The organism is bacterium, assembly GCA_020440705.1.
Taxonomy (GTDB): Bacteria; Krumholzibacteriota; Krumholzibacteriia; order LZORAL124-64-63; family LZORAL124-64-63; genus JAGRNP01.
The window spans coordinates 1-22,038 of the sequence record JAGRNP010000038.1; the positions used below are offsets into that span (position 1 = coordinate 1).

The 22,038-nt window shown below is 72.1% G+C and carries 12 protein-coding genes; 10 read left to right on the top strand and 2 right to left on the bottom strand.

What is annotated here, in order from left to right:
- Together KDM41_07805 and KDM41_07810 are read left to right on the top strand one after the other, a co-directional pair.
- Window positions 1–2,490 (top strand): S8 family serine peptidase (locus KDM41_07805; GenBank protein MCB1183323.1); only part of this gene is annotated, 2,490 nt, incomplete at its 5' end.
- A 72-nt stretch (window positions 2,491–2,562) separates the two neighbouring features.
- Complete coding sequence (locus KDM41_07810) at window positions 2,563–3,261, top strand: two pore domain potassium channel family protein (protein MCB1183324.1); 699 nt, start codon at window positions 2,563–2,565, stop codon at window positions 3,259–3,261.
- 21 nt (window positions 3,262–3,282) lie between these two features.
- Here KDM41_07810 and KDM41_07815 read toward each other — a convergent pair whose 3' ends face one another.
- Window positions 3,283–3,756, bottom strand: coding sequence for a GNAT family N-acetyltransferase (locus KDM41_07815; GenBank protein ID MCB1183325.1), 474 nt, complete (start codon window positions 3,754–3,756; stop codon window positions 3,283–3,285).
- 216 nt (window positions 3,757–3,972) lie between these two features.
- Here KDM41_07815 and KDM41_07820 point away from each other — a divergent pair, with 216 nt between their 5' ends.
- Window positions 3,973–5,775 (top strand): response regulator, encoded by a 1,803-nt coding sequence (locus tag KDM41_07820; GenBank protein MCB1183326.1) that lies wholly within the window; start codon window positions 3,973–3,975, stop codon window positions 5,773–5,775.
- 72 nt (window positions 5,776–5,847) lie between these two features.
- Here the strand turns inward: KDM41_07820 and KDM41_07825 are convergent, their stop codons facing one another.
- Window positions 5,848–8,640 carry a flagellar basal body rod modification protein gene (locus KDM41_07825; protein ID MCB1183327.1) on the bottom strand — a complete coding sequence of 931 codons (2,793 nt, stop codon included), beginning with the start codon at window positions 8,638–8,640 and terminating at the stop codon, window positions 5,848–5,850.
- Between the two features lie 216 nt (window positions 8,641–8,856).
- Here KDM41_07825 and KDM41_07830 point away from each other — a divergent pair, with 216 nt between their 5' ends.
- The 7 genes from KDM41_07830 (at window position 8,857) to KDM41_07860 (ending at window position 21,849) form a co-directional block, all read left to right on the top strand.
- Window positions 8,857–9,537, top strand: coding sequence for a DUF2807 domain-containing protein (locus tag KDM41_07830; protein MCB1183328.1), 681 nt, complete (start codon window positions 8,857–8,859; stop codon window positions 9,535–9,537).
- Window positions 9,538–9,912: 375 nt separating this feature from the next.
- Window positions 9,913–10,887, top strand: coding sequence for a DUF11 domain-containing protein (locus tag KDM41_07835; GenBank protein ID MCB1183329.1), 975 nt, complete (start codon window positions 9,913–9,915; stop codon window positions 10,885–10,887).
- Between the two features lie 15 nt (window positions 10,888–10,902).
- The gene (locus KDM41_07840; GenBank protein MCB1183330.1) at window positions 10,903–11,406 is read left to right on the top strand and encodes a DUF11 domain-containing protein; all 504 of its coding nucleotides are present in this window, start codon (window positions 10,903–10,905) and stop codon (window positions 11,404–11,406) included.
- A 67-nt stretch (window positions 11,407–11,473) separates the two neighbouring features.
- Window positions 11,474–12,538, top strand: a complete 1,065-nt coding sequence (locus KDM41_07845) for a hypothetical protein (protein MCB1183331.1) — start codon at window positions 11,474–11,476, stop codon at window positions 12,536–12,538.
- Between the two features lie 7 nt (window positions 12,539–12,545).
- Window positions 12,546–18,395 (top strand): DUF11 domain-containing protein, encoded by a 5,850-nt coding sequence (locus tag KDM41_07850; protein ID MCB1183332.1) that lies wholly within the window; start codon window positions 12,546–12,548, stop codon window positions 18,393–18,395.
- A complete protein-coding gene (locus tag KDM41_07855; protein ID MCB1183333.1) occupies window positions 18,379–20,199 on the top strand; it encodes a DUF3344 domain-containing protein in 1,821 nt (606 codons plus the stop codon). The genes KDM41_07850 and KDM41_07855 overlap by 17 nt, the downstream gene beginning before the upstream one ends.
- A 204-nt stretch (window positions 20,200–20,403) precedes the next feature.
- Window positions 20,404–21,849, top strand: a complete 1,446-nt coding sequence (locus KDM41_07860; GenBank protein MCB1183334.1) for a glutamine synthetase — start codon at window positions 20,404–20,406, stop codon at window positions 21,847–21,849.
- Window positions 21,850–22,038: the final 189 nt, after the last annotated feature.

Genomic DNA, 22,038 nt, shown 5'->3' on the forward strand with positions numbered 1-22,038 from the left:
TCGCCCCTGGTCCATGCCCTCGCCCGCACCGGCGACTTCGTGGCGCCCGACCGGGAGCCGGACGCCCTGCGGCGCCTGGTCGCCCGCCTCCAGGACGATCCCCTGGTGGAGTTGGCCTGGCTCGAACCCCACACCGAACCGGCCACCCTCGATTTCGGGCGCGAACCGGCCCCGCGACCCCTCCGGGAGGCCCGCCTGGCGCCCGCCGACACGTTTTCCGCCGATTTCACCGCCCTGCAGGGCTACCGGGGTCCGGCCCCCGACGGTATCGGCAGCCTGGCCGTGGCCGACCTGCCGGGGGCCGACGGTGCCGGGATCGGCGTCGTCGACGTGGAAGGGGGCTGGCTGTGGAGCCACGAGGACCTGCCGGCGCCCCTGGTCGAGCTCGGCACCCAGATCGACAGCGACGCCTGGCGCTTCCACGGCACCGCGGTGCTGGGCGTCATCCGCGGCCACCCCAACGGGGTCGGGGTCACGGGCATCGCGCCCGCCTGCCAGGTGGGGAACTCGTCCATGGGCGGCGAGACGACCACCGCCGAGGCCATCCTCGCGGCCGCCGACGTGCTCTCCCCCGGCGACGTGATCGTCATCGAACTGCACGGCGCCGGCCCCAACGCCACGGGCTTCGGCCAGGAGGGCTTCGTGCCCATGGAGTTCTGGCAGGACAACTTCGACGCCATCCGCGAGGCCACCCTGCGCGGCCTGATCGTGGTGGAGGCGGCCGGCAACGGCTGGGAGAACCTGGACGACCCCGTCTACCTGGGACTCTTCGACCCGGACCTGCGGCACAGCGGCGCCATCATGGTCGGCGCCACCGAAGCCAGCACGCTCTCGCCGGCCTGGTGGACCAACAACGGGAGCCGGGTCGACCTCAACGGCTGGGGCTCGCAGGTGACGACCCTTTCCTACGGCGACCTGCAGGGCGCCCCCGCCTTTCCCGAGGAGCAGTGGTACACCGCCACCTTCAACGGCACGAGCAGCGCGACGCCCATCGTGACCGGCGCGGTGGTGGCCCTGTCGGGTCTGGTGCGCGCCGATGCGGGCGTCGTGCTCGACGCGGCGCTCGCCCGCGAGATCCTCGGCGAGACGGGGACGCCCGTGATCTCCCAGCGTCACATCGGGGCCCGGCCGGATCTGGTCGCTGCCTGGAGCGCGGCCCAGGGCGCCGTCGCGGAGATCTCCGGCACCGTCGTCGACGCCGGGGACGGCCTGCCGGTGCCCGACGTGCTGGTGCAGGTGCCCGGCCTGCCCGCCGTGGCCCGCACCGCCGGCGACGGCACCTGGCGCCTGCCGCGCCGGGCCGGGTCCGTCGCCCTCGGCTTCTCGTCCTTCGGCTACCGGGACACGACCGTCGCCGTCGACCTGACCGCCGGGATCCCGCAGGTCGTCCCCATGGACCTGACGCCCCTGGCGCGGGTCGCGCTGGACGGTGCGGTGACCGGCGCGGGCGCGCCCCTGGCCGACGCGCGGGTCCGGGTCCTCGCGTCGCCGCTCGCCCCGACCACCAGCGGACCGGACGGCGGCTTCACCTTCGGTCCGGTGCCGGTCGGGGTCGTCGACACCCTGTTCGTCGACGGCGTGCCCGGCTTCGGTGCGCGCCACCTGCCCCTGTCCACGGTGGGGGCCGGGGCGCCGGTGCTGCTCGACGTCCGGCTCGATCCGGTGCAGGAGGACTTCGGCGCCGGCGACGGCGGCTTCACGGCGGGCAACGGGACCTGGACCCACGGCACGCCCCCCGCGGCCGTGACCGGCGCCTTCACCGGGACCGGCTGCTGGGGTGTCGGCATGGACGGGCTCGGCTACGCCGACGGCGCCGTCGACACCCTGACCAGCCCGGAGTACGACCTGTCCCCGGTCGTCGCCGGCCCGTGGGAGCTGAGCTTCCACTGGTTCAGCGCCACCGAGGCCAACTACGACGGCGTGCGGGTCGAAGTGGCCGGGGCCGACGGCGTCTTCGCGCCGGCCACGCCCGTCGGCGGCTACCGCGACCGCTTCCTGCCGGGACTCGGGGCGCGCGCCGGCTGGTCGGGCCACAGCGACGGCTGGCGTGGGGCGGTGTTCGACATCGCCGCGTACGTGGGCGGCCCGTTCCGCTTCCGGCTGATCTTCGGCGCCGACGACGGCGTCGCCGACAGCGGGTTCTTCGTCGACGGCATCGCCTTCGGCCGCAACGGCACGCCCTCGGCGGCGCCCGACCCGCTCCCGACGCCGGCGGCCGCCGCCCTGCACGCCGCCCCCAACCCCTTCAACCCGACGGTGAACCTGGCCTGGAGCGCCCCTCGCCCGGGCCGACTCGTGGTGACGGTGTATGATCTGCGCGGGCGCCGCGTGCGGGTGCTGCACGACGGGGTCGTCGCCGCCGCCTCCGGCCGGCTGCGCTGGGACGGCCGCGACGCCGCCGGACGGGCCGCGGCCAGCGGCGTGTACCTCGTGCGCCTGCGGGCGCCCGGCGTCCCGCCCGTCACGGAAAGGGTTGTCCTGGCCCGCTAGGGCCCCTTAGAGTGGCCCCGGGCGGCACCGGACGGACGCCGCCCGCGACCCGCCTCCGGAAGGATCGGACCCGTGAGCGACACGCAACCCCGCAGCGGCCCGCGCGCGGCCCACCGCCGGTTCTTCCTCTTCGCCCTCGCCGGCCGCAGCCGCGCCCTGGTGCTGCTGCTCGCCCTCGTCGGCCAGATCGTCCTGACCGCCGTCGACGTCGGCCACCACATGCTGCCCAGTCTCTACCACGCCATCGTGATCATCGCCGCCATGGTCATGGCCGCCGATGAACGCGGCCACCTGCGCACGGGCTGGCTCATCGGCGGCGCGGCCATCGCGCTGTCCGTGGCCGCCGACCTGGTCGACACCGATCCGGTCGCGTGGGTCTCCTACCTGGTCACCGTGTCCTTCTACGTCTTCGTCATCCGGCTCATGCTGGGCCGAATCTTCAGGGCCCGCGACATCACCCTCGACGTGATCGGCTACGCCCTGTGCACCTACGTGCTGCTGGGCACCCTCTGGACCCTCCTCTACGCACCCTTCGCGGTGCTCGACCCCCACGCCTTCAGCCAGCCCCTCGGCGGCGGCGGCCGGGCGCCGGGCGCGGACCTCATCTACTTCAGCTTCGTCACCCTGACGACGCTGGGATACGGGGACATCAGCCCGGTGGCGCCGGTGGTGCGGGCGCTGGCCATCCTCGAGGCCCTGACGGGCACCCTTTTCCTGGCGGTGCTGATCTCGCGTCTGGTGGGCGGATACAAATCGTCGCGGAACGGCTAGCCCGGACGTCGGGGAAGCGGCCTAGAGCCTCTTCTCGTATTCCATCTCGTCGCGGATGGGCAGGCCGTAGTCGCCCGTGCGCGGGATGTTCGGCTTGAGCAGGCGGATCTTGGCCATGGAGCCGAGCCGGACCTCGCTGAGCACGAACCCCCGCTTCTGGAAGAAGCGCTGGGCGTCGAGGCGGTCGTTGGTGGTGATGGTCCAGAGGCGGGTGCAGCCGGCGGCCCGCGCCGCCTCCTCGACCTTCTCGAGCAGCATGGTGCCGATGCCCATGAACTGGCAGAGGGCGTCGATGGTGACCAGCTCGCAGTCGGGGCCGTCGATGTGGTAGGTGACCAGCCCGATGCGCTCGGGGCCCTCGGCGGCGATGAAGCCCGGCAGCTTGTGGGGATCGTGGACTTCGGACCGGGACACGACGAAGTCGCCGCCGAACAGGAGCTCGGTGCGTTCCTTCACCCACAGGCGATCGTCCGGCGTGAGTTCGGTTACCCGCATGCTCAGATCCCTGAAGAGGCGATCGAATCCCGACGGGAGCGCCGGGTAGATGGATTTGTCCTCGGTGTCCATGGCCGAAACATGGTGAGTCGCCGCAGGGTGCGCAAGGCCCCATCCCCCATTCCGCAGCGAAACGCAATGATTTCTTTAGGGCGTGCCGGGCGCGTCGATAACCGGGGAAACGACCCGAAATCGCGGAGGAGTCCGTCCGGCCCCATGATAGCCAAGACCCAGACCATGTCCGAGGACGCTGCCGGCCGCCACGTGTCCGACCTCGACCGCCCCGCCGACCACGAGATGTCGCGGCGCTCGCTGCGCACGTCGTTCACCTACGTGCCGGCCACCGCGCTCGTCGTCCTCGTCACCGACATCTGGCACGACTTCCGCGCGATCGCCCTGGCCGTCGTGGGTCTCTTCGTGGCCGCCGGCTTCGTGCGCACGCACCTCGCCCGACGCTTCGACAGCTGCTACGACGCGGCGCCGCGGGCCTGGCTGCGGCGCTTCGCCGCCGGGACGCTCTTTCCCATGGTGGTCTGGGGAGGCGGCAACGCCCTGGTCCTGCTGCACTACGGCGTCGGCTGGTCGTACCACGTGTGCCTGCTGATGACCGCCGGCATGGTCGCCAGCGCCACCGCCTCGCTCACGCCCCGCCTGCGCATCTTCCGGGCCTTCGTGGTGCTGGCCCTGGCGCCCCATCTGGTGGCGCTGCCCTTCGTGGTCGCCGGCCAGCAGTGGGGTCTCGCGGCCCTCGTGGCGCTGTACGCCGTCCAGATGAGCCTGCTCGGCAACTACTACCACCGCGAGTTCTGGACGCGGCTGCACCGCGAGCTCGAGCTCGAGCAGCGGGCGATCGCCCTGCAGCAGGCCCACGGCGAACTGGCCGAGGCCAACAAGGCCAAGAGCCAGTTCCTGGCCACCATGAGCCACGAGATCCGCACGCCCATGAACGGGGTCATCGGCCTGACCGACCTGGCCCTCGAGACCGACCTCGACGAACGGCAGCGCGAGTACCTCACCGACATCCGTGCGTCGGGCGAGACCCTGCTGCGGCTCATCAACCAGATCCTCGACTTCTCCAAGATCGAGGCCGGCAAGTTCGAACTCGATCCGCAGCCCGTCGACCTGGCGACCCTGCTGGAGAACGTGCTGCGGCCCCTCCGCAACGAGGCGGCCCGGCGCGGCAACCGGCTGGTGCTGGACGTGGCCCAGGACGTGCCGCCGCGGGTGCAGGCCGACTCCCTGCGCCTGTGGCAGGTGCTGACCAACCTGGTCGGCAACGCGACGAAATTCACGGCCGACGGCGACGTTCGGCTGCGGATCTCGCTCGAGGGCCACCACGACGGCTGCCCGCAGGTCCGCTTCTCGGTGCAGGACTCGGGCATCGGCATCTCGGCCGCCGCGCGGGAGAACATCTTCGAGGCCTTCCAGCAGGCCGACGGCTCGACCACCCGGCGCTTCGGCGGCACCGGCCTCGGCCTGACGATCTCGTCGCGGATCGTGCGCATGATGGGCGGCCAGATCCAGGTGGCGAGCATCGAGCAGGAAGGCAGCACCTTCTCCTTCACGATCCCGCTCCCGGTCGCCGCGGTGCCGGCCGCGGAGACCCCCGTCGTGGCGGACGTGCCGGCCGATCTCGCGGGAATCCGCGTCCTCGTCGTCGAGGACAACGTCGTCAACGCGAAACTGGCCCGTCGCATCCTGGAGAAGGCCGGCGCGGCCACCGAATGGGCCCGCGACGGCCGCGAAGGGGTCGACATGTGGGCGACCGGCGACTTCGACGTGATCCTCATGGACGTGCAGATGCCCGTCATGGACGGCTTCGCGGCCACGGCGGAGATCCGGGCCCGCGAGGGCGACGACGCCCGCACGCCCATCATCGCCCTGACCGCCCACGCGCTGGCCGGCTACCGGGAGAAGACCGCGGCCGCCGGCATGGACGACTTCCTCACCAAACCCCTCAACGCCATCGAGCTGAAGCGGACCGTCGCCGTCTGGGCCCACGCCGGGGCCACGGTCTGATCGACGCCACACGGAAAAAGCCCCGGACCGTCGGCCCGGGGCTGATCTCCGTCCCGTGGTCGCGCCGCCATCTCAGCGCACCAGCGACATCCGTCTGACCTCGTCGACCGCGCCGCTGCGCAGGCGGTAGAGATAGATGCCCGCCGCCACCGCCCGGCCCGCGTCGTCGGTGCCGTTCCAGGCCACCGTGTGGTCGCCGGCCGCCATCGCACCGTCGACCAGCGTGCGCACCAGGCGGCCGCCGATGTCGTACACCGCCAGGTGGGCCGTCCCGTCGGCCGGCAACTCGAACGAGATGTGGGTCAGGGGATTGAAGGGGTTGGGCACGTTCTGGGCCAGGGCCCTCGCGGGCTGCGGCACATCGTCGGGCACCGCCACCGCGGCCGGGATCGCCAGGCCGTACACGCCCTTGCCGTGGGTGCCGGCGATGATCACGCCGTCGTCGGCCCGGGTCTTGAGCTGCCCCACGACGACGTTGCCCATCAGGTCCGGCGACTCGAGGGTCCACTTGGTCGCGGCGCCCGCGAGGGCGAAGGTCGAGTACAGTCCGGTGCTCGTGCCCGCCAGGTAGATGTGCACGAAGTTCCAGGGCACGATGGCCACCGTGCGCACCGACGGGCCGTCGGCGCCCGCGAGATTGCCCTCGACGGCCGTCCAGGTGGCGCCGCCGTCGCCGCTGGCGAAGAGGCTGCTCACGGCGTAGTTCGAAACGGCCACGAGCAGGTGGTCGTCGTCGGCCGGATCGATGGCGATGTCCGCGACGTAGCCGCCGGCGGGGAAGTCGGGTCCCATGTTCAGGGCCGTCGGGACGGTTCCGGCCGGGGCGGTGTCGGCGTTGTCGACCCGGTACATGCCGCCGCTCGCCGTGCCGTAGTAGAGGGTGCGCGAGCCCGCCCGGGTCATGGCCAGGGCCGTGACCGAACTGCCGGACGGCGCGAGGGTCAGGTGGTCCCAGTTGACACTCGTCGTCCCGTTGCCCCACAGGGGCACCGCGGTGACGTCGTTGTTCCGCCACACGCCGGCCGACGAACCCACGAAGACCACGTTGTCGTCGTTGGGATCCATGATGAACGGGTTGATGAACAGGTAGCTGCCGCCGCCCGTCGGGTCGATGCGCGTCCAGTCGAGGTAGCTGCCGGTGGCGTTGTCGACGGTCATGCGGTAGACCACGCCGTTCTGCACCGAGACGAGGTACATGCCGCTCGCGCCCGAGGCGTCGCCGACGGCGCAGTAGCTGCCGTCCCCGCCGAGGATCTCGCTCCAGGGCTGCGTGCCCACCGTCGAGGCGGTGAACCAGGTGCCGTTGTCCTGCATGCCGCCGATGACGATGTCGCTGCCGGGCAGGTTCTCGTCGATGGCGACGGTGTAGAACTGGCTCGTGTTGTAGCCGTTGCTCAGGCTGCTCCAGTTGACGGCGCCCGCCGTGATGTCGGTCGTCCTGTGCACGCCGCCGTCGCTGCCGGTGTAGGCCACGACCGACGAGCCCGGCCGGAACACCAGCCAGTGCTGGTCGGCGTGGTGGTTCGCGTACTGCCAGCCGCCGATCCAGGCGTCGAGGTTGTTGGTGGCGAAGCCGTCGGTGCTCCGGATGAGGTGGATGCCGCCGATGTAGACGTGATCCGGATTGGTCGGGTTCACCGTCACCGTCTGGCAGTAGCTGCTGTAGCACTCCATGGGCTCGTTGCCGCTGGGACCGGGCAGCAGCGCCATCTGCGCGCTGCGGTTCCACCAGAAGCCGCCGACGCCGCTGCCGTCGCCCGTCAGGTACTGGTACTTGTAGAAGCCCTCGGCCGAGGTGCCGTTCAGGTCCGAGACGAGCATGTAGAGGATCGACTCGTCCGACGGCGCCAGGGCCAGCACGATGCGGTTGTGGCTGGTCAGGCCCGCGGGCGTGATGTCGGTCCAGGTGATGCCGTCGGGCGAGCGGAAGACGCCGTTGACGGCGCCCTCGCTGCTCAGGCTCGCGTAGACGACGCCCGTGCTCGAGACGACCACGTCGGTGTAGCGCGACTGCGTCGCCGCGTTGCCCAGCACCCGGGTCCAACTCGCGCCGCCGTCGGTGGAGCGCTCGATGAAGCCGTACACCGCGGCGTAGACCTCGTCCTGGGCCGCGTTGCCCGCATCGACGGCCAGACGGTGCACGTACTGCCACTCGCCGCTGAACACGGTCGGGTCGGCGGCCGCCGTGGACGCCAGCAGCGACCACGAGGCGCCGCCGTCGACCGACTTGAACACGCCGTCGCCGCGGTAGGGGGCGCCGCCGCCGCCGGCCGAGTTGCCGCGGATCTCGCCGGTGCCGTAGTACCAGACGTCCTCGTGTCCGGCCCGCGTATCCTGGGCCAGGGACGAGACAGCGTGGAGCTGGCTGCTGCCGGTCGTCAGGGTCCAGTTGGCGCCCTCGTCGGTGGTGCGCCACATGCCCCCGCTGATGCCGCCGGCGAGCAGGGTGCGGAAGGTGGGATCGGCCACGTCGATGGCCAGGGCCCGCGTGCGGCCCCCGATGTTCCAGGGACCGCGGTACGTCCAGCCGGCCAGCTTCGCGACCGTCGGCGCGCCGGGCAGCTCGGCCACGAAGGTGCCGCCCGCCCGCTCGGGCAGGCGCGCGGCGAACGCGCGCTCGCGGCGGTGGATGTCGGGAGGAATGCGCCCGGTCGCCGGATCGGCCAGGAGCATGGTCTCCCAGGCGAGGCGCTCGTCGGGTCCGCCGGTCTGTCGCCGGCTGGGCTCGTTGTCGGGCATGGGCGGCGCCACGGCCGGGGCCGGGACCTGCGCGGCGACCGGCGCCGACGGCGCATCGGCGGTGAATTCGGAGGCGGCGATTGCGATCGCCACCGCGGCCATCAGGATGACCAGGCGGATCTTCATGGCTTCGGAGTCCCTCCGGATGCGTGCGGACCTGTCGGCGCCCCCCTGACGTCGCCGTGAATCTCTGCATTTATACCATACAATTCCTAAAAATTCAACACAGAACGCCGTTTGGGGCCTTCAGGACGCGAATCCGGTCGCCCCGTTCCAACCCTCTCCCCCCGCCGGGCGTCTCCTCCATACCCCCGCAGACCCCTCGACCGGAGGTTCGAGCCCATGCCCCGTCCATATCGCCCGGCCACCCTGGCCGCCCTGCTCCTGATCGCGTTCGCCGCCGGACCGGCCGGCGCCTTCGATTTCCACGGCCACGGCCACGGCCGCGAAGGGTCCGGCGACCTGGAGACCCGATCCTTCGCCCTCGACGACTTCGACGAGATCATCATCGGCGGCGCCTTCGCGGTCGACGTCCGCCTGGGCGACGACCAGGACGTCGCCGTCACCGTCGACGACAACCTCTGGGACCTGCTCGAGGTCACCGTCGACGGCGGGCGCCTGCGCATCGACTGGACCGACCCCGTCGACCCCGACGACGACTGCCGGATCGCGATCACGGCGCGGCGCCTCGTCGCCATGGGTGTCAGCGGCGCGGGCGAGGTTCGCGTCCACGATTTCAGGGGCGACGAGTTCGCCTTCAAGCTGAGCGGCGCCGCCGAGCTGGAGATGGACGGCGAAGTCGATCGCCTCGTCCTCCAGGTGTCGGGCGCCGGCGACATCGACACCCGGGACCTGCGGGCGAAGCACGTCAAGGTGCGGATCTCCGGTGCCGGGAACGCCAACATCACGGCGACGGAGAGTCTCGACGCCGAGGTCTCGGGTGTCGGCAACATCGACTACTGGGGGGATCCCGCCGAGAAGCACACGCGGGTGTCCGGCCTGGGTGACATCGACGCGCACTAGCGCGGCGCGAACAACGCCGAGCGTCCGGTGCGACCCGGACGTCCGACCGCGCGGGCGGGCCCTGACGGCCCGCCCGCCGCAGGCCCGGGATCCCCTCACCGGCCCACCTCCGGCCGGCCCGCGACGCGGGAACCACGGGGAACCATGCGCCGCTGTCCTCCCCGACGCGGTACGTTTCTCCATTAGTCCCGCTACGGCCTTCATTAGCCCGAATTGAACTAAACAGGATTCGGGCGCCATCCGATTCCCCCCGCAATGGACACCGCCGCCGCCTGGTGTCGCCCACCGGCCGGCGGATACGAGTGGAACAATCCGGACGGCCAGCGCGGCGCGTCCGGGGGGGAACGTGAACCGATGAATCGCCCGGCGGGGAGAATGTCCCTGACCCTCATGCTGCTGCTCGGCGCCAGCGCGGCCCACGCCACCGGCACGCCCGCCGGCACCGTGATCCAGAGCCAGGCCACGGTGACGTACGTGCAGGACGGGAACGCGCGCACCGCCGTGAGCAACCGGCTGGCCCTGCCCGTGCACGAGGTGCTCGACTTCACCCTCGCCTGGGCCGACGCCGCCGACGTGGCGGCCTACGCCGGCGACCTGGCGGTGGCCCTGACCTTCCGGCTGCAGAACACGGGCAACGGCCGTGACACCTTCCATCTGACGGCCATCAGCGCCCTCGCCGGCGACGACTTCGACCCCGCCCGCGCGGCGATCCACTTCGACAGCGACGGCAACGGTCTCTTCGATCCCGTGCGGGACGACGCGTACGACGCCGGCGTCAACGATCCGGAACTCGCGGCCGATGCCGAACTGACCGTCTTCCTCGTGGGCGACGTGCCCGTCGACGCGACGCCCGGCGACCGCGGCCGCCTGAAGCTCGCCGTCGGGTCGGCCGAGGGCTACGGCACGCCCGGCACCGTCGTGCACGGCGCCGGCGACGACGGCACCGACGCGGTGATCGGGCCGGGCGGCGGCTTCGCCGAGGCCGACGGCGCCCTGCAGCTCGTGGCCGCGCAGGTGCGGCTGGTCAAGAGCGCGACGGTGGCCAGCGCCGTCGGCACGTCCCTCGCCCCGGGCGAGGCCGACACGAGCTCGGTCGTCACCTACACCATCGACGTGACGGTCAGCGGCACGGGCACGGCCCGCGACGTCGTCGTCACCGATCCGATTCCGCCCGGCACGACCTACCGGCCGGGCACCCTTCTGCTCAACGACACCCTCCTGTCCGACACCCTCGACGCCGACCGCGGCGACGTGGGCGGGCAGGCCGCGGGCACGATCACCGTCGCCCTCGGGGACATGACAGCCGACACACCCGTCCAACGCATCTCTTTCCAGGTCGACCTGGAGTAACCGGAGGTAGCAGCCGTGAACAAGTCCCATGCGAAGATCCGCGCCCTGCTGGCCCTGCCCGTGCTGGCCGCCTTGCTGGCCGGCGGGGCCGCCCTCGCCGCCGACGGCCTCGTGCTCGAGGCTTTCGCCGAGATCGAGGTCGTGCAGGAGGGCGCCGACGGCGCCCGCACCGTCGCCCGCGTCCCGGCCGAGACCGTCGTGCCCGGCGACGAGGTCATCTACACCCTGACCTGGGACAACCGCGGCGGCGAGCCCGCCGACGACGTCGCCATCACCAACCCCATTCCCGAGCACATGGAGCTGCGGCGGGCCGACGGCACGCCGGCCCACGTCGAGATCATGTACTCGGTGGACGGCGGCGCCATCTTCGGCCCGCTCTCCGACCTGACCATTCCCGACGGTGCCGGCGGCATCCGCCCCGCGGTGCCCGCCGACTGCACCCACATCCGCTGGCATTTCCACAGGCCGCTTGCGCCCGGTGAATCCGGCCAGGTGAGCTACACCACGAGGCTGATGTAGGTCCGCGCGGGTCCGGAACCGCCGGACCCGTGCGGCCTGCCGGCCGCTCCCCAGGAGGTAGATCGCAATGACTCTTCGCCCCATCATCCGGACCGTCGCGGTCCTCGCCGTCGCGCTCGTCGCGGCCGGCGCGGCCTTCGCCGGCGGCACCCCGTCCGGCACGGTCGTCGACAACACCGCGTCGGTGGACTACTCGGTCGGCGGCCTCGCCCAGGCCACGATCAACTCGAACACCGCCACCTTCCTCGTCGACAACCGCGTCGACGTGCAGGTGGCCACCCTCGACGCCGCCAACATCGTCGTCGTGCCCGGCATGCTCGCCCGCGTGCTCACCTTCTCGGTGACCAACAGCGGCAACACGGTCCAGGACTACACCCTGAGCGCCGTGGCCGATCCGGGCAGCGACTTCCTCGGCGCTAACGTCAACACCTACGTCGACCTGAACGCCAACGGCACCTACGACCCGGCCATCGACACCCAGACGTTCGTGGACGAGCTCGCCGTCGACGCCACGGTGACCGTGTTCATCGTGGCCGACATCCCGCTCGGTCCCGTGGACGCCGACCTGGCCATCTACACCCTCCTGGCCGAGACCGGCGCCGGCGCGACCCCCGGCGTCAACGGCGCCGTGATCGCCAACGACGACGGCGCCAGCATCGACGACCCCGCGGTCGTGCAGATCGTCTTCGCCGACGCGGCGGGCAACGCCGATGCGCCCTTCGACGGCTCGCACAGCAGCCAGTCCACCTACGAGGTGGCCGCGGCCGACCTGCAGGTCGTCAAGACCCACACGGTCACCAGCGACCCGATCAACGGCGCCGCCAACCCGAAGAACATCCCCGGCGCGCTGCTCGACTACAGCACCGCCCTGAACAACACCGGCGGCACCAGCGCCGACAACGTCGTCGTGGTCGATCCGGTCCCGGCCAACACCAGCTTCGTCGTGGGCAGCCACGCCGTGGCCCCGGCGGGCACCATCACCTACAGCAACGACGGCGGCGCCACCTGGACCCACGTGCCCACCGACAGCGGCGACGGCACCGATCCGAACGTGACGCACATGCGGATCCAGTTCGCGAGCATCGCGGCCGCCGGCGCGGCCACGAGCACGTTCCAGGTGATCATCCAGTAGGACCCCGATGCGCAGAGTCGACCGACAGTCCTGCCTCCGGTGCGGAAACGCGTTCCCCCACGGGATCGCGTTTCCGCACGTCCGGACCTGGCTGGCGGTCGCCCTGCTCGCCCTCGGCTGGACGGCGGGCGCGACCGCCCAGAACGCGCCGGGCGACGTGATCGGGAACACGGCCAGGGCCACCTACGCGGCGGGCACGCGCACCGCCCTCACCACGGACAGCAACGCGGTGACCCTGACCGTCGTCCCCGTCGCCACCCCCGCCACCCTCGACCTCATGCGTCATCGCCCCGGCGTGCGGGCCGCCCTGGCGGTGCCGGTCGCCGGCACCGACTACAGCACGAGCGGCGATCCGGCCGGGCCCTGGGCCCTGGCGCCCGCCCCCGCGCCGCCGGGCGGAACACCCATCGACCTCACCGAGCCGGTGCCCCTCGTCAGCGCCGACACCTACTACCGCGGCGAACCCGTCTTCCTGCACCTGGTCGATCCGGACCGGGACCGCGACGCCCGCGTCGCCGACACCGTCCTGCTCGAGGTGTCCAACCCCGCCCTGGGCGACCGCGAGCTGCTGCGGCTGACCGAGACCGGTCCGGCCACCGGCGCGTTCCTCGGCTACCTGCAGACGACCGGGCCGGAGGCGCCCCAGGCCAAGGACGGCCTGCTCGCCGTGGGCCAGGACCACGAGCTCACCGCCGCCTACGTCGACCCCGACGATCCCGCCGACCGGGCCGTGGCCACCGCCGCCGTCGACCCGGTCGGCCGGATCTTCGATTCGCGCACCGGCGAACCCCTGAGCGGCGTCACCGTGCGCCTGGTCGACGACGCCACGGGCCTGCCCGCGGCCGTGCACGGCGTCGACGCCGTGAGCGCCTTTCCCGCCGACGTGGTCACGGGCGCCCCCCTGACCGACGCCGCCGGCCACGCCTACGACTTCGGCCCGGGCGGCTACCGCTTCCCCCACGTGCCCGACGGGCGCTACCGCCTCGAGATCGACGCCCCCCCGGGCTACCGGGCGCCGTCGCGCCTGGACGACGCCGCGGTGCAGGCCGCGCCGGGCGGCCCCTGGCACCTGGTGGATCCGGCCAGCCGCGGCGGGGCCTTCTTCGCCACCGGCCTGCCGCTGCGCATCGACATCCCCCTCGACAGCGTCGACAGCGACCTCTTCGTGAGCAAGCAGGCGGGCCGCACGAGCGTCGCCGTGGGCGACTTCGTGCCCTACGAGGTCACCGTCGCCAACGCGACGACCGACGAGGCCACCGACCTGGCCGTCACCGACCGCCTGCCGGTGGGCTTCCGCTACCGCGCCGGCTCGGCCCGCGTCGACGGCGAACCGGCGCCCGACCCGAGCGTCTCGCCCGACGGACGCACCCTCGTCTTCCCCCACGCGGCCCTGGCCCCCGGCGCGAGCGTCTCGTTCGCCTACGTGGCGGCGGTCGTGCCGGGCGCGGTGCCGGGCGACGCGGTCAACCGCGCCACCGCCGCCTGGGCCGGTCGCCGCAGCAACGAGGCCGCCGCGCGCGTCACCGTGCGGCGCGACCTCTTCGGCGACACGGCCACCCTGATGGGCCGGGTCACGGGCCGGGACTGCGCCGCGGCGGACGACTCGCTGCGCGGCATCCCCGACGTGCGCGTCCTCCTGGAGACCGGCGCCTTCGCCGTGACGGACGCCGACGGTCGCTACCACCTGGCCGGCCTCGTGCCCGGCGCCCACGTGGTGCAGCTCGACCTCGCGAGCCTGCCCGCGGGCTGGGAACCCGGCGACTGCACCGGCGACTCGCTCCACGTCGAGCACCCGTGGTCGCATCTGGTCGACCTGCAGGGCGGCACGCTCTGGCGCAGCGACTACCGGCTGCAGCGCGTGCCGCCGGCCACGGGCGACCTCGACCTCGCCCTCGACACGGTCCTGCGCGGCGACCGCATCACGGGCCGCGTGGCCGTCGCGGCGACGGACGTTCCCCTGCGCAACCTGCGCCTGACCGTGCAGCTGCCCGACGGCGTCGCCTACGAGCCGGGCTCCTCGCGACGGGGCGACCGCGCACTGCCCGACCCCGCGGCGTCCGGGGGCGTGCTCGTCTACGGGGTCGACGAACTCGCCGCCGGAGCCGCCGACTCGCTCGAGTTCGCCGTCCGCGTGCAGCCCCCCCTGCGGCGGGCCGAGTTCCCCTTCCAGGCCCTGCTCGTGGCCGACACGCCGGCCCGGCCGAACGTCCGCACGCCGGTGGTCGCCGCCACCATCGGCCTGGTGCCCGAGGTCGTGCGCGAGGAGCAGCCCGAGATGGTGCTGCGGCCCCGCTTCGCCAGCCTCAGCGCCGAACTGGGGCCGGCCGACATCGCCCAGATCGACACCCTGCTCGCCGGCCTCGCCGACCTGGACATCGTGGCCGTGCGGGTGGTCGGGCACACGGACAGCCAGCGCATCCGTCCCGGGGCCCATCCCGTGTACACCGACAACCTGGCCCTCTCCCTGGCGCGGGCCGAGGCCGTGGGGCGCCTGGTCTCCGAGCGTCTGCAGCTCAGCGAAGCCCAGCTCGCCATGTACGGCATGGGCCCCCGCGAGCCCGTGGCCGACAACACCACCGCCGCGGGGCGCGCCGAGAACCGGCGCGTCACCCTGCAGGTCTGGACCGAGAAGACGGTGCCCCTGCTGCCCGACCAGGTGGTGCGCGACCACGACCGCACCCGCCAGGCCGTCACGGGATTCCGGCCGGGCGAGACCTGGCCCGAGGCCGCAGGCGCCCCGGCCGACACCCTGGCCATGCCGCAGTACGACGAGGCCTGGCTCGCCGCCGCCCCCGCCGCCACGCGCATCGTGTGGCCGCCCGAGGGCCACCTGCCCCACCTGCCGGCCATCAAGCTGGCCGTGCAGCACGCCGCCGCCGACTCGGTGCGCCTGCGCCTGAACGGCGTCGCCGCCGGCAGCCTCAACTTCGCCGGCCGCCTGGTCGACGCCGGCGGCGAGAAGGCCCTCAGCCTGTGGACCGGCCTGGACCTGGCCCCGGGCGACAACGTCGTCGGCGTGGAGCTGTGCGACGCGGCCGGCCGCGTCACCGCACGCCTCGAGCGGCAGGTGCACCTGTCCGGTCCCCCGGTCTTCGCCGACTTCGTGCCCGAGCGCTCGGTGCTGGTCGCCGACGGGCGGACCCGGCCCCGCATCGCCGTGCGCCTGACCGACAAGGACGGCTATCCGGCCCGGCGCGACGTCATCGGCCGCTACGGTGTCGATCCGCCCCACGAGGCCTGGCGCGCCAAGGGCGACGCCGAACGCGAGACCATCACCGACCTGCAGGAGAAGGTGCCGACCTACGTGATCGGGCCCGAGGGCATCGCCCTGCTGCCCCTGGCCCCCACCACCGCCTCGGGCGAGGCGCTCGTGCGTCTGGACCTGCAGGACAGCCAGGAGGAGATCCGCACCTGGCTGCAGCCGGCGGCGCGCGACTGGGTCCTGGCCGGCGTGCTCGAGGGCACCGCGGGCTACAGCACGGTGTCCGGCAACCTCGAGACCCTCGCCGCCGCCGACCGGCCCGACGACTTCTATGCCGAGGGCCGCCTGGCCTTCTACGCCAAGGGCCGCCTGAAGGGCCGCTGGCTGCTGACCATGGCCTACGACAGCCGCGATCCGGACGATGACCCCGCGCGCACGATGTTCGGCGAGATCGATCCGGACGCCTACTACACCGTGTACGGCGACGCGGTGGTGCAGCGCCACGACGCGCCCAGCCGCGACCGCCTCTACGTGCGGCTCGAGCGCGAGCAGTTCTACGCCCTCTACGGCGACCACGACACCGGCCTGACCATGACCGAACTGGCCCGCTACAGCCGCACCCTGACCGGCTTTCGCGCCAGCCGCCGCGGCGATGAGATCGGCTTCGACGTCTTCGCCAGCGAGACGCGGCAGGGCTTCCGGCGCGACGAGATCCGGGGCGACGGCACCTCGGGCCTGTACCATCTTTCGGCGCGGCGCATCGTGCCCCACAGCGAGCAGATCGTGCTGCAGACGCGCGACCGCTACCGCAACGAGATCATCCTCGTCGAGCGGCCGCTCACCCGCGGCGTCGACTACACCCTCGACGAACTCGACGGCACCCTCTTCTTCAAGCAGCCGGTGCCCAGCCAGGACGAGGCCTTCAACCCGGTCTGGATCGTGGTCCGCTACGAGACCGAGGCGGCCGACGAGGCCGAGATCACCGCCGGCGGGCGCGCCTCGTGGAAGCCCGGCGGCGGCGACCTCGAACTGGGCGCCACCGGCGTGCGCGAAGGCACGGCCGGCGGCGGCGCCGACGTGATGGCCGGCCTGGACACGCGCTGGGACCTGAACCGGTCGCTGCGCCTGGAGGCCGAGTATACCGGCACCGACACCGGGACGGCCGGCACGCGCCGCGCCTGGCGGGCCGACCTCGCCAAACGGTCCGGCGCGGTGCAGGGCCGGCTGTACCACCGCGACCAGGAGGACGGGTTCGGGCTCGGCCAGCAGAACGGCGGCGAGGCGGGCATGCGCAAGTCGGGGCTGGATCTCGCCTGGCGCGAGCACGAGAACTGGCGCCTCGAGGGCACGACCTTCGCCCAGGAGAACCGGCGCGACGGCAGCCGCCGCCAGTACGCCGACCTGCGGGCCCGCTACGACCGGGGCGCCGTGAGCGCCGGCCTCGGCCTGCGCGCCGCCAACGACGAGCGGCCCGACGCGCCCCTGCAGCAGACCCGGCAGCTGACGGCCGACGTGGCCCTGAAGGTGCTGCGCGACCGGGGACGCCTGCGCCTCGCCCGCGAGCAGGGGCTCGGCGGGGGCGACGGCCTCGCCGACTTCCCCACCCGGACCTCCCTGGGCGCCGAGTACGAGGTGTGGCGCGACCAGAAGATCTTCCTCGCCCAGGAGATCGCCGACGGCGGCGGCCCGGCCGACCACCGCACCCGGCTCGGCGTGGAATCGGTGCCCTGGCAGGGCGCCCGCCTGCGCAGTTCGGCCGAGCGCCGCAGCCGCGAGAGCGATCGGCGCGTCTTCGCCGACATGGGCCTGCAGCAGAACCTGCGCCTGAGCGAGGCCTGGCACGTGGACGCGAGTCTCGACCACGGCGCCACCACGCCCCTCGGCGACGCGGCCGCCCCGGACACGACCGGCGTGGCCCCCGCGGCCGGCGACGCGGACTTCACGGCGGGCTCCCTCGGCGCCACCTGGCAGCGGGGCGCCTGGCTGGTCGACCAGCGCGTCGAGTACCGCACCAGCGACGCGGCCGAGAAGTGGGGCCTGGCCGGCGGCGTCCACGTCGAGGCGCGGGAGAACCTGGGCCTGCTGGGCAGCCTGCGGTTCGCCCGCACCGACAACCGCACCACCGGGCGCGAGGCTCTCGGCGACGTGAGTCTCGGCCTGAGCTGGCGTCCGGACGACTCGCCCTGGACCGTGCTGCACCGGCTCTCGTGGCGCGGCGAGGAGCGCACCGGCGGCGCGCTCCCGCTGTCGAACTGGCGCATCGTGAACAACCTGAACGTGGCCCGCATGCTGGGCCCGCGCGACCAGCTCTCGACCCTGCTCGGCCTCCGCTTCAACCGCGACACCATCGCGGGCACGCGCTACGAGTCGGTGAGCGACAACCTCGCGCTCGAGTGGCGGCACTTCTGGGGCAGCCGCTGGGACGCGGGACTGCGGGGCTCGTCGCGCCACGCCTGGCGCGACGGCGTCATCGACTGGAGCGCCGGCGTCACCTGCGGCTACAAGGTGCTCGAGGACATCTGGCTCTCCCTCGGCTACAACTTCGCCGGCTACCGCGACCGCGACTTCGGGGCCAACGACCACACGGCCCAGGGCCCGTTCCTGCGCTTCCGGGTGCGGTTCAACCAGGAGGTGACCCGTGCGGTGCTGCGCTGATCTCCCGCGGCGGGTCGTCCTGCTCCTCGGGCTGCTGCCCGGACTGCTCGCGGCGGTCGCGCCGTCCGCGGCGCGGGCCGGGACGCCCATCGACCTGTCCTTCACCCACGCGGGCCACGTGAACTTCGTCGGGACGGCGGGCTCGCTCCGGCGCGGCTCCAACCAGGGCGATGCCTGCAGCGTCGACAACTACGACACGGCGAAGCTCACGGGCCTGCCGCCGGGCGCCACCGTGCGCGCCGCGTATCTCTACTGGGCCGGCTCCTGGTCCGACGTCCGGCGTTCGACGCGCCGCTCGCCCGACTGGCGGGTCACCTTCGAGGGGCGCACCGTGGACGCGGACCGCCAGTTCACCGAAGCGTACGCCACCGGCGGCGAACGCTACGACTTCTTCAGCGGCATGGCCGACGTCACCGCCGCCGTCGCGGCCAAGGGGAACGGCGACTACACCTTCGGCAACCTGGACGTGAACACGCGCAGCCCGCACTGCGACGTGCAGGCGGTGGTGGCGGGCTGGTCGCTGATCGTGGTCTACGAGCATCCGGCCGAGTCGAACCGGGTGGTGAACGTCTTCGACGGATTCCAGGCCTACCGGGGCGGCCGCATCTCCGTCACCGCGGACAACTTCCAGATCGCCGCCGACGACATCAACGGCAAGGTCGCGCACCTGACGTGGGAGGGCGATGCCGAGAACAGCGGCCAGCTCGCGGGCTACACCGAGACGCTGACCTTCGACGGCGCGGTCATGCTCGACGGCCTGAACCCCGTCTCGAACCAGTTCAACTCGACGGTGAACGTGACCGGACGGTCCGACACCTGGGGCGTCGACTTCGACGTCTACGACGTGACGCCGTACCTCGCGGCCGGACAGACGAGCGCGACCACCGTCTACCAGTCCGGCCAGGACCTGGTGCTGCTCTCGGCCGAGGTGATCTCGGTGACGAACATCCCCCTGACGGACCTGGCCTGGACCGCCGGGCCGTCCACGCCCCTGCCGCTCTTCGAGACCACCCCGGTGGACCTGGCCCTGGTGAACAACGGCCCCAGCGACGAGCCCGGCGCGGTGGCCATGCGGGTGACCCTGCCGGCGGAGGTCGACTTCGCGGGCACCCCGAGCCCCGGCTGGACCGTGAGCACGGCCCTGCTGCCCGACGTGGTCTTCACCCATCCCGGCCCGCTGGCGGCCGGCGCGTCGCTGCCGTTGACCCTGCAGCTCGTGCCCCACGCCCTGCCCGCCGCGCCGGCGGCTCTCGACGTCCTGGTCACCAGCGGCTCGTTCGATTTCGCTCCGGCCAACAACAGCGGCGCCGTGCCCCTGGACATCGTCGCCTCGCCGGCCCAACTCGTCTCGGTCGCCGCGGTGGAGACGCTCGACGACCCCGTCAACGGCGCCGCCAACCCCAAGGCCATCCCGGGGGCGACCGTGCTGTGCACCCTGACGACGAGCAACCTCGGCGCCGGGGCCGTCGACAACAACTCGGTGGAGGTCGTGCTCGCCATCCCGCCGGACGCGGCCCTGATCGTGACCGACTACCCCGGCGGGACCGGGCCCATCCACCTCGCGGACGGAACGCCCGCCAGCCGCCTGACCCTCGGGCGCGGCCACTGGGGCAACGGCCAGGAAGACGTGTCCTTCTCGGACAACGGCGGCGCCACGTTCAAGTACAAGCCCACGGCCGACGCCTTCGGCGCCGACGGGGCCGTGACCCACGTGCGCGTGCGCCCGAGCGGGACGTTCGCGGGCCGGGACGCCACCGGACCGTCGTCGTTCTCCCTGCTCTACCGGATCATGGTGCGCTACTGACCGGACGGCCCGGCCGATCCGGGCCGGCGCCAGGCGCCGATTCCGGTCCGCCACGCCAACGTCGCATCGCATCGATGATCTAAAAAACAGAGTGTTTTTTCAAAAATCTACCTAGTTTAAGGTTTTTTGTCTTGAGTTTAAGCTTAAAACTGGTAGAATTAAGCCTTCGAAGCACATCCCCCCAGCCTGTGAGGTGCCTGATCCATGGATTCGAAGAACGCCCCGCTCCGTGAGTTCCTGGAGATCCCGTACGACCGTCTCGAAGAGCTGAACCTCGAATCCAAGGCGCACCAGGAGAGCTGGACGCCCATGGAGAAGATCGAGAAGGAGCGGCGGGCCTACCTCGAGAGCGAGAAGCGGATCAAGGCCGTCACCGTGGCCTTCACCGACCTCGAGGGCCGGCTGCACATGCTGGACTACGACAAGAAGTTCCTCCTCGGCGCCGACCAGCTCACCTTCGACGGCTCGTCGATCCGCGGCTTCTCGCGCATCGCCGAGAGCGACCTGATCCTCGGCATCGACTGGCGGGCCTTCTACTGGATGCCGTCGGACATCTTCGGGCCCGGCAAGGTGCTCGTGTTCGGCATGGTCCTCGACCAGCACGGCCAGCCCTACGAGGCCGACTTCCGCGGCCGCCTCATGCGCCTGACCGAGGCGATGTACCGCAAGGACGGCACCGTGGCGAACGTCTCGGCCGAGATCGAGGGCTTCATCTTCAAGGGGGCCGACGCCGAGCGGAAGTACTACCGCCAGCACGAGTTCGACCTCGTCAGCACCGGCGGCTACTACAACAGCCTGCCCCAGGATCCCCTGCGCCGCTTCATCGACACCTCGGCCGAGGTGCAGCGGGCCATGGGCTTCGAGAACGAGAAGGACCACCCCGAGGTCGGCCCGTCCCAGTTCGAGATGAACTTCAAGTACTCCGGCGCCCTGGTCTGCGCCGACCACATCCAGCTCTACAAGCTGCTCTGCCGGCAGGTGGCCCAGTCCATGGACATGACGGCCAGCTTCCTGCCCAAGCCCGTCACCGGCATCAACGGCAGCGGCATGCACACCAACATGAGCCTCGCGCGGAACGGCGAGAACCTGTTCTACGACGAGAAGGGCCCGGACAGGATGTCGCAGCTCGGCCAGGACTTCATCCGGCGCATCCTGCACTCGGCCGAGGACCTCTGCCTGATCCTCAACGCCAGCGTGAACGCCTACCGCCGCCTGGACCCGAACTACGAGGCGCCGAACGAGATCGCCGCCTCGCCGACCGACCGCAGCAGCATGATCCGCATCCCCCTGGCGGGCAAGGCGGGCAAGCGCATCGAGGTGCGTTCGGTGGGGCCGGACTCGAACCCCTACATGCTGATCTACGCGCTGCTGCGCACCGGCATGGAAGGCCCGGAGCCCGACCCGAACGCCCCGAAGCCCAAGCGGATCCGCAAGCGTCTGCTCCCGGGCAACATCTACGACGCCATGGGCCTCCACCGGCGCAGCGCCTGGGTGCGGGAACTCCTCGGCGACGACTCCCACGTCAAGTACCACGACCTGAAGCGGGCCTGCGCGCACCGCTGCCCGCGGGCTCTCGGCGACCGCATCAAGCGGGCGGAAATCATGTTCCACCACGAGGTGACCAACCAGATGCTGTGGAGCATGTTCTAGGCGCCGCGGATTCCCCCCCGCTGACGTCCGGCCGGCGGCCCCCAGGGGCCGCCGGTTTCTTTTCGGGCCGTCCCTCGTCCCACCCGCCCAGTGGGAGTTCCGGCCCGCCAACCTCCTGCAACACAAGAGATTGTCGCGTAGCGACCGATAAGGAATCCCGCAACTATTCCTAAAGAGAACGGCTTCTCA

What these genes read in the sequence shown, in the direction of transcription:
- KDM41_07815 (MCB1183325.1), bottom strand. Translation starts at nt 3,756, where the DNA reads ATGCGGGTAACCGAACTCACGCCGGACGATCGCCTGTGGGTGAAGGAA.
- KDM41_07820 (MCB1183326.1), top strand. Translation starts at nt 3,973, where the DNA reads ATGATAGCCAAGACCCAGACCATGTCCGAGGACGCTGCCGGCCGCCAC.
- KDM41_07825 (MCB1183327.1), bottom strand. Translation starts at nt 8,640, where the DNA reads ATGAAGATCCGCCTGGTCATCCTGATGGCCGCGGTGGCGATCGCAATC.
- KDM41_07830 (MCB1183328.1), top strand. Translation starts at nt 8,857, where the DNA reads ATGCCCCGTCCATATCGCCCGGCCACCCTGGCCGCCCTGCTCCTGATC.
- KDM41_07835 (MCB1183329.1), top strand. Translation starts at nt 9,913, where the DNA reads ATGTCCCTGACCCTCATGCTGCTGCTCGGCGCCAGCGCGGCCCACGCC.
- KDM41_07845 (MCB1183331.1), top strand. Translation starts at nt 11,474, where the DNA reads ATGACTCTTCGCCCCATCATCCGGACCGTCGCGGTCCTCGCCGTCGCG.
- KDM41_07850 (MCB1183332.1), top strand. Translation starts at nt 12,546, where the DNA reads ATGCGCAGAGTCGACCGACAGTCCTGCCTCCGGTGCGGAAACGCGTTC.
- KDM41_07860 (MCB1183334.1), top strand. Translation starts at nt 20,404, where the DNA reads ATGGATTCGAAGAACGCCCCGCTCCGTGAGTTCCTGGAGATCCCGTAC.